At 33.7% G+C, this 8,188-nt stretch carries 8 protein-coding genes; all 8 read right to left on the bottom strand.

Going from position 1 to position 8,188, the window contains the following annotated elements; translation table 11 throughout:
- Positions 1–40: 40 nt before the first annotated feature.
- Positions 41–1,393, bottom strand: coding sequence for a DEAD/DEAH box helicase (locus D0S24_RS20795; RefSeq protein ID WP_117021776.1), 1,353 nt, complete (start codon positions 1,391–1,393; stop codon positions 41–43).
- Positions 1,390–2,301: a DUF1837 domain-containing protein gene (locus D0S24_RS20790; RefSeq protein ID WP_117021775.1), complete on the bottom strand. Its 912-nt coding sequence runs from the start codon at positions 2,299–2,301 to the stop codon at positions 1,390–1,392. Before D0S24_RS20790 ends, D0S24_RS20795 begins: the two co-directional genes overlap by 4 nt.
- Before the next feature lie 495 nt (positions 2,302–2,796).
- Complete coding sequence (locus tag D0S24_RS20785) at positions 2,797–3,579, bottom strand: DUF3825 domain-containing protein (RefSeq protein WP_085496294.1); 783 nt, start codon at positions 3,577–3,579, stop codon at positions 2,797–2,799.
- Positions 3,580–3,874: 295 nt separating this feature from the next.
- A complete protein-coding gene (locus tag D0S24_RS20780) occupies positions 3,875–4,492 on the bottom strand; it encodes a hypothetical protein (protein ID WP_117021774.1) in 618 nt (205 codons plus the stop codon).
- Positions 4,493–4,750: 258 nt separating this feature from the next.
- On the bottom strand, positions 4,751–5,170 hold the full coding sequence (locus tag D0S24_RS20775) for a hypothetical protein (protein ID WP_117021773.1): 420 nt from the start codon (positions 5,168–5,170) through the stop codon (positions 4,751–4,753).
- A gap of 151 nt (positions 5,171–5,321) precedes the next feature.
- Positions 5,322–6,287 (bottom strand): hypothetical protein, encoded by a 966-nt coding sequence (locus D0S24_RS20770; RefSeq protein WP_117021772.1) that lies wholly within the window; start codon positions 6,285–6,287, stop codon positions 5,322–5,324.
- 278 nt (positions 6,288–6,565) lie between these two features.
- Positions 6,566–7,198, bottom strand: a complete 633-nt coding sequence (locus tag D0S24_RS20765) for a hypothetical protein (protein ID WP_117021771.1) — start codon at positions 7,196–7,198, stop codon at positions 6,566–6,568.
- Positions 7,199–7,380: 182 nt separating this feature from the next.
- The gene (locus D0S24_RS20760; protein WP_117021777.1) at positions 7,381–7,896 is read right to left on the bottom strand and encodes a hypothetical protein; all 516 of its coding nucleotides are present in this window, start codon (positions 7,894–7,896) and stop codon (positions 7,381–7,383) included.
- Between the last annotated feature and the right edge of the window lie 292 nt (positions 7,897–8,188).

The raw sequence follows: 8,188 nt of genomic DNA, 5'->3' as shown, positions 1-8,188 counted from the left end.
AGGGCAAACATCTTCTGTTCCTTGCTCATCGTATACTATTTTAGGGCAAAGCTAGAGACAGGAAATCAAGATGGCAATATGTGCTTGGTGGGGTGGATACGCCAATCCCTCCATTCAGAAATTCTCCCAAATAGTAATCCTTGTGAATATAAGCTCTGATTTGCCGTATTACTTTTTTTACATTCTTTGATACTTCAACCTTTTTATCCTGATTTTGCTCAAATAGTTTGGCAGCTTTATCAACTGCATCAAATCTTGAACTACAGTACACAATATTGCTTTCTTTGCCACCAATTCCAGAAAGCAAATCATAAATCGTCTCTGACTGAGTTACAATTGAGGGTTCAAATAAGTAGTTGCCATTATCCAAGTAATGAGTAACCTTCTTTTCAACCAAATCAATAAAAAACAGATTTTGTGAAACAGGTGTTTCTATTGTCCTGAAAAATTGCTTCTCATCTTTTTTAAACAGTTTTAGAAAAACTTCAGGATTCGAAACATTCGGAGAAGAAAAATATAAATTTAGATTGGGGTTCCTTCTTAGTACCTTGGAAATAGCTGAATATGCCGTAACTGCCCGACTATCTTTTTCTGCTGCCAGTTTATGGGCTTCATCTATGAATAAATAAGCAATGGAAGGGTTTTTCTTTTGAGATAGATAACTCAAAAGCCTTTCAGGCGTAAGCACAAAAATGTAATGCTGCTCTGCTGATGGCAATTCAGAAACATTGGAGTTTGTTATTACCGTGTAATTGTAATGCTCCAATACATCTTTAAGTTCTTTATTCAGGTCTATGGAAAATTGGTTAATCAAAGCCCTGGTAGGAACCATGATTACAATATTCTCAGGTGGTTTGTTGCCTATTACTTTTCTGATAAACGATTTAATGATGAACGATTTGCCCATAGATGTAGGACCTGAAAAGCTAAAATGCTTTGACCCGCTTATCTTCTTGTAAAGCTCAAATTGTGAATCTGTGAAAATTAAATTTTCGGTATCAGGAACCGCTTGGATAAACTCTTTGACTTTCTTTTCAACCTCTCTGTCAAAAGGCAGTTCAGAACTGTTATTTTCATTCTTTAAAAACTCAATACCGGGGAAGTTGCCCAATTTTGCTAATACAGAATGGGAAAACGTCTGATAATAAGGATGGGCTTTGTAATCTTCATTTAGTAAGGTAATGAGTTGGTAAGCTTTGTTTCTCGCTTCCGGATTTTTGGAATTGGAAAGGATGTCTGCAAAGCGAAGCGTGTCGTTCAATTCTTTCTCGGTTAGCTTTATGCTTCTGCCATTTTCCGAGAACAAATTATTAGCCAATAGTTTAGCTGCTTTATTATTTAAAGAAATAAAGTATTCATCTTGCAATACATCATTGGCTAAGCGTTCTATCATTCTTCAGCTCGTGTTATTTTTTTGATGATTTCTTTTCGTGTTTCATCCAGTTTCATGAATGGAAAAACATACACGTAGAACGTGTAACTGAATAGCTCATATTCCTCGATCTTCTTTTTGATGTGGTTCATTTTGCTCTCTACTTCGGCTTTTATTTTAGCCTTAATCAATGCCAGAAATTTATCGTTGCTCAAACGCTTTTCTTCTTTGGTCGGGTCAATCTCAAATCCTGCAAAAATGGCAAAGGCATTATTCTTTACAATGGGGTCTGCATCACTAGCCTTTGGCATGATTACCGATTTCAAGAACTGGTATAAGTCTTCATCAAAAGCCTCTTTGCATAATTGAGAATTAATAAGGCCAATTTCATCATGGATATTGTTCTTTTTCCTTGTCAAAAAATCATGGATTGATTTAAAAGCATGTGAAATGGATGTTGTTAGGCTTTGTTCGAGCTTTGATTCGCCAAAAATTAGCTGATAGTTTTTAGGACCCAATTCAAGCAAGTGAATACCATCCGAACCTTTGGCATAATCGTTTGAGGACAGCTTTATTTCAAGCTTTGTCAGAATTTTAGGAGCCTTTAGGTGTGCTTCCAGAAAGCAAAACAGAAGTAATTCACCTGCTTCACCATCATTAACATTATAATTTCTAAATTTTGATGCCGCACTTACGTATAATTCACCACGTCTTTGATCCTTTTCAAAATCTAATATCTCTTTTCTGGATAGTGAAAAAGAAATAAAGTGATTCTGTAATTGTCTCACTAATTCATCATAACAAAACAGGTTATTCTCAATTTTTAAAATATGCAGATTGAGTTTTGAATTGGTATCAGGCACATCACATTCAATCTCTTTATAAAAGATTTCCAAGAATTTCTCGTTTATGCTGGGTTTAAAGTCCATGAATATTTAGTACTGAATGTTCTTTACAATAAGGCACAACAAGCGGATATAGTTATTAATTATACATCCCACGCACTAATATAGTTTAAATTCTAAAGAAATGGGATTTTTGTAAATGGGTCTTACGGATGTAAGATTCCCTTTGCTCGTTCTCATCCAAAAGAACAGGTATGGGCGCAAAAAACGCACATAGCCGTAGCTACGTAAGGATTTTTGCAACGCAGGAGCGGCTCAAGAGACACATTAAATTACCCGTAGGTTTAGGCTTGACTGGACACTAACTATTTATTATGGATCCTTTTTATTTCTTACCAATTTAGGGAATTTTGGTTTGTGCAAGGAGTTTTTTTCTTTTTTACCTTAAGTGGTACAGGTTAAAAGGGAATGACTGGCACTAACCACCAAGAAATATTATGAATTGGCGGGCCACATGGTGTATATGTTGGACCTTGCAGACCACCTGAACGCTTCTTAGTTATTTGGCACAGCTTTTTTTTACGGCTGTAACCAATCTCTATCAGGTCTAGCAATTTGCCGCGCATTATTAATTGCCATATCTAAAGTCAGACAAGTTGAAGCTCTATACATCAATCCATAATCTTCAACGACCAACGCTAAATCCGCAATTTTGGGATCATTTAAGCAAAGCGGAACTAAAAGCTGAATATTATTCCGATAATATTGAGGTACGGCAGTTTTGTAACTTCTTTTTACACGTTCTTTTGCGCTATTTATTGAACCGTGAATTGAATTTTGAAGTTGATAATTATTCATTGAACAATATGGTTCGGGAAATCGGTTTTTATTGTCTTCAATAATGTGCTCTACGTTTGCAACTAATTCTTTTTTTACATCATAAACTAATTTAGCTGGGTCATCAAAATAAAATGCCATTTCAGGTAGCTTGGGAAATTTGCTCAATTCATATTCACCTTTCCTTAAAAATTTGTAAAAATGCCAATAAGGTTCAACATCCTCGATTTTGTTTTCATCAAATACCATAAATATGGCTTCTTGATTTCTTGTTACAAGTCCCGTATTTATACAGCAATGTGTTCCTTCCCTTGAGTAACTTATTTTCTTCTCCTCTGCAAGTCGTCTGTAAGTATATTTTATATAGTTTTCCAAAATCGGGAAATCCGATTCTGATTCTGTATGATGATATTTCCAATCTTCATCTTCGGACAAATTTGCTAAAAATTCAATATTTTCAGAAAACCGTGGTAAAAAAGCAAATTGGTGTAAATTTTCGGGAAGATCAAGTTTGTCGTTTCTCATTGTTCATGGGTTTGTTTAAGTTTAATTTCTATAATGAATTATGTTGTGTAGGTTTTGCGCTATCCTTGTTATTTGTTTTGGATCCTTATTATTTCTTACCAATTTAGGGATTTTTGCTTTGTGCTGGGGAAATTTTTTTACGGGTTTTCCTTAAAGTGGTACTAAAGACGGTAGTCTGCCAAAATAAAACCCAAGGAGCGTTTTCCCCATAGAAAATATGGATCCGTAAACAAGAGATTCATACCTGGTCTATCGGCGGGCCAAATACTTCTTAGTTATTGGGTGTAGTTATTTTTTAGAAATCAGCTAAATCATCATTCTGTATGTTCTTCTTTTCGATTTCCGCTATTCGTTTATTAATTTGTTCTTCAATTTTCGGTCTCATTCCTTTATTAAATTCCGAAATGTCATTGTTAATTAATGAAACCGTATTTTCCATTTTAGGAACTAAATCGGAAATCCAGTTTTTAACTCCTTTCTTAACTTCTTCACTTAATTCAGCACGAGCATACAAGGTTTGATAACTAACAAGCAATAAGTTATTTCCATTGTCAACATCGACATCAACTCTGTCGAATCGGTGGTTTGTTGGCAAAGCGTTTAAAAATTTTGAACCTTGAATGATTTTAAATGTCCATACTACTTTTGCACAAGTATAATTTTGATTTCTATTCACATCAGTTCCTGCTGGGAAAAATTTTCCCAAAACTTGAGCCATTTCCACTCTTGCTGATTTTTTAGTAAAATCAATTTCAAGAGTTTTCTCTTTATAAATGTCAAAAATTTCGTTAGTTATTTTATGCAAATTCTCTTTATTCAATTCGTGTTCATTGTAACCACTAACTTCGTTAATCGCTTTTCCAAATGTCTTTTGGAATATTAAGTTTATCGGATTTTCGTTAAATAATTTCATCTAAAATGTCTTTTTGAGTTTGAGTGGTTTAATTACGCCCAACTTACGGATATAGTAACTTGTAATTATATTTTTTTTATAGGCCCAATGCAACAAATAAATTTTGTCGAATTAATTTGGCAGGATTTGTACGATACCCATTTTACAGCGTCTGGAGGGAATGACGGTGTTGGTCTCGGTTTTGCGCCTACCTTGTTATTTGTTTTGTATCCTTTTTATTTCTTCCAATTTAGGGATTTTTAGTTAATATATCTTTCGTTATTTTTTCCTTTTTAAAATTCCAACGAGTGTCACAAAAAAGTCCCGAAAGACAAAATAAAGGACATCCGATTCATTATAGTCTTTCAAATCCTCTACCCTTGATATTTTTTCATTCAACGATTTAAGTCTTTTGTTCAGTTGTGGTAATAAATTTTCCATTGGAAGTTCAAAGAGAGAGTTGTTATTTGGTAGATTAACTCTACCCGATAGCCAAATTGCTACAATTTTATTCTCTTTCAGAACTATTCTATTCGGAATTCCATTTACACCTTCGAATTCAATTTCTCCTGTTTCTTCATTATCGACTTTCCTTAATTTTTTGTTTTTGAGCAATACTGAAATATCATCTCCCAACTTAAAGTCCAAGTCAAAGAAATGGTTATCCCACTCATAAAATATTTTGTCGATTTTACTCATAATGCACACAACAAGCGGATATAGTTATTAACTATACATCCCACGCACTAATATAGTTTAAATTCTAAAGAAATGGGATTTTTGTAGATGGGTCTTACGGTTGTAAGCTTCCCTTTGCTCGTTCCCATCCAAAAGAACAAGTATGGTGTTTTTATTCCATTTCGGACCTTTTTTTCTCAACTTGTAAAATATTATTTTGAATGTCTTTCATTATCCATTTTCCCCACCAACCTGCATAAAAATTAAAAGTCGTTTTCATTTTAAAATAGCTATATAAATGTAAACGATTTAGACCATTTGGTAGTTTTTCAAGTTCATAAGTCCCATTCAAGACGTTAAAATAATCTCCCCCAATCACAACGTGTTCATCCAAAGTTGTCGATGGAATTTCGTGTGGATAGGCTTTGATAGTGAAAACCATTTTTTCATTGTCCTTGTATTCCGTTACGGTTTCGTGAAAAACAAGTCCTTTTGTGAAAATAGCTTCTCGATATGCTCCAATTCCTTCAAAGTTCAATTCCGCTTTTACAGGTCTTGGAAAACCCAGCATTCTTGGCAAATATCCTTTGTCTTGTGCAATCGGAATTTCTTTAACACGAGTTACATTATCCCAAATTTTTTCAGCTGGTGCATTTATATCAATGTAAGTATATGCTTTATAAGTTCCGGGAATCGTTTCTAACAGACTTTCTATAGGTCCAATCAAAAAAGGAATTAGAAGTAATATTGAAACATTAAATCGGTCGTTTTTTCTTTGCGCTTTTAAATACCCACCAAAAAGTCCGCCTATTGATGCTGTTAACAAAAAAACAGGTAGAATCATTAGCCAACAAGCCCAACCTTCGATTGCTAAAGCTAAAGTCAGAACCAAAAAAATCAGTATAGGAATCCAAGGTGCAAAAATTCTGTACGCTATACTTTTTGCTTTTTCATAGGTTGATAAATAGACCGTTAAAGCTCCAATTATGGTTGGTAAAATGAATAAAAAGGTTGTCGACATTACAGAAAAAAAGTCATCCCAAGTTTCCAATTTCATTCCGAAAATTATTCTGACTAGCATTGCATAAATAACTGGAATTCCAATCGCAATAAGGAAGTTTTTAATTTTTCGATTCATTTTTCAAATTGAAATCAACATTTTAGGATTACATCATGTAAGCTAAGGGCAAGGTTTCTTTGGGTTTGCCGTTGTATTATGCGGTGTCGTTTCTGCGATTGCAAAGCTATGGGGATTAATTTTTTATTCCTTCCAATTTAGGGATTTTTGGTTAATATATGCAAAGGCATGAGGGTGATGCCCAAAACAGGAGGGAATTATTGGTTTGGTTTATGTTGGGATGTTCTGGTTTATGGGATAGGTGGTGGAAGGCGAAGGCGGGGGTTGATAATAGGAAGTTATTTCCCGTTAGTAACTTGTTTGACTTTTTTTGTTGTTAGAATGCCTAAATCGGCATCAAATGAATATTCAACATCCTGTTTTTTAAATTTAAAAGGCTCGTGTAATCCCAACCTATATTTATACCCAACATTAATTACATTTCCCTCTATTGATTTAATTTTTGAACTTCCTCCATAGACCCAAGCAGGATTTTCTTCATTTGTTTTTTTCCAAATGCTGTCATTTTGGAGTTCTAGAGGATTAAATACAATGTTTATATGTTCTTTGTTTTTCTCGTTTGTCAATCCAATTTTGGCGTGTGAGGAATAAGCTGTTACTATTCCATACCAATCTTCGATTTTTATCAATTCTATTTTTTCATACCAATTATCTTCATTGTAAATTCCATTTCCCAAATACAATGTATCTGAATTATCTTTTAATAATTTAAAATCAACATCATAGAATACATCTGCCATATCAGCTGTATATTGTTCTGTACAAATTAATTTACCAAATGGTTTTTCGATTTCGACCGTTTTATAGGTTGGTCCAAAGGCTTCTTTTATCATCCAAAAAAAGCCGATAATAATTATTATCAGAATTGTTAGTGCAATTCCACATCCTTTTTTAATTTTTTCGGTTTTCATTTAATGTTTACCAACAATATGAGATTATTTCATGTAACCCAAGGACACAGTTTTTTGGTTTGGCCGTTGAACTATGCGGTCTCGGTCTTGCGCTATCCTAGTGTATTTGAGTTTGATCCTTTTAATTTCTTGTCAATTTAGGGATTTTTGGTTTGCGCAACGGCCACTTTTGTTGGCATTAGTTATTTTTTCAGTTCTCTTTCGAACTCTTCTAACGATATTTCTTTCCTTTTTCTTGAGTATTCTCCTAAAGCAATTTTTTTATCAAAATCCACTAGTATAAAATCGGAGTGGCACGAGAAAAAATCATAATCATTTTTTGCTCCAATTTCTGAATCATAGTCTAATAAATTGGGAGCAATTAGATAACACTCTCCTATTTCAAATTCAGAAAGATAGGGCCTGCATTGATTTCCGTTATCTCCCCATATAGTTATCTTTTCTCGTGATTCTGTTCCCTTGTATGTTTTAATAATTTCAACGGTCATAGTAAGAGGCATTTTTTTGTCATAACCAATTATTTGGTGGTCAATATAACTGGTGTATTCAATTACTTTAACAAGAGCAACAAATTCTCTAGTATCCGAAATTACACTAAACGAACAATCACCTTTACATTGACAATCACAGGCAAATGAGTTAATAGAAATCAACATCGTTATTACAAGTAATATGTTTGTCTTAATTGGATTTTTCATAATTAATGCCAACTTTAAATATATGGCAAGTTGGGCAGGAAACAATCGATTATTTTCGAGCTAGCCACAAGCCAAATCTTTTTATTTTGTTTTAATTTTTCTCTTTTAATACCAAATCAAAAGATTTGGCGACTTTGCAAATAGACACGAACTTTTGGATTATGCACTAATCGCCCAATTTGCTATATATAGTGTTGAACGAATCCTCCCTACCGGTCGGAAGCTTTGTCGTGTTCAAAATACGTTTTACTTAAATTTATGCAATCTTAAAAAACAATGTAATGTATAAAAA

This window comes from Arenibacter sp. P308M17 (assembly GCF_003426735.1).
GTDB lineage: Bacteria > Bacteroidota > Bacteroidia > Flavobacteriales > Flavobacteriaceae > Arenibacter.
Note: the sequence above shows the minus strand (reverse complement) of the source record. Positions and strands in the feature narration are given on the sequence as shown.

What these genes read in the sequence shown, in the direction of transcription:
- D0S24_RS20795 (WP_117021776.1), bottom strand. Translation starts at nt 1,393, where the DNA reads ATGATAGAACGCTTAGCCAATGATGTATTGCAAGATGAATACTTTATT.
- D0S24_RS20790 (WP_117021775.1), bottom strand. Translation starts at nt 2,301, where the DNA reads ATGGACTTTAAACCCAGCATAAACGAGAAATTCTTGGAAATCTTTTAT.
- D0S24_RS20785 (WP_085496294.1), bottom strand. Translation starts at nt 3,579, where the DNA reads ATGAGAAACGACAAACTTGATCTTCCCGAAAATTTACACCAATTTGCT.
- D0S24_RS20780 (WP_117021774.1), bottom strand. Translation starts at nt 4,492, where the DNA reads ATGAAATTATTTAACGAAAATCCGATAAACTTAATATTCCAAAAGACA.
- D0S24_RS20775 (WP_117021773.1), bottom strand. Translation starts at nt 5,170, where the DNA reads ATGAGTAAAATCGACAAAATATTTTATGAGTGGGATAACCATTTCTTT.
- D0S24_RS20770 (WP_117021772.1), bottom strand. Translation starts at nt 6,287, where the DNA reads ATGAATCGAAAAATTAAAAACTTCCTTATTGCGATTGGAATTCCAGTT.
- D0S24_RS20765 (WP_117021771.1), bottom strand. Translation starts at nt 7,198, where the DNA reads ATGAAAACCGAAAAAATTAAAAAAGGATGTGGAATTGCACTAACAATT.
- D0S24_RS20760 (WP_117021777.1), bottom strand. Translation starts at nt 7,896, where the DNA reads ATGAAAAATCCAATTAAGACAAACATATTACTTGTAATAACGATGTTG.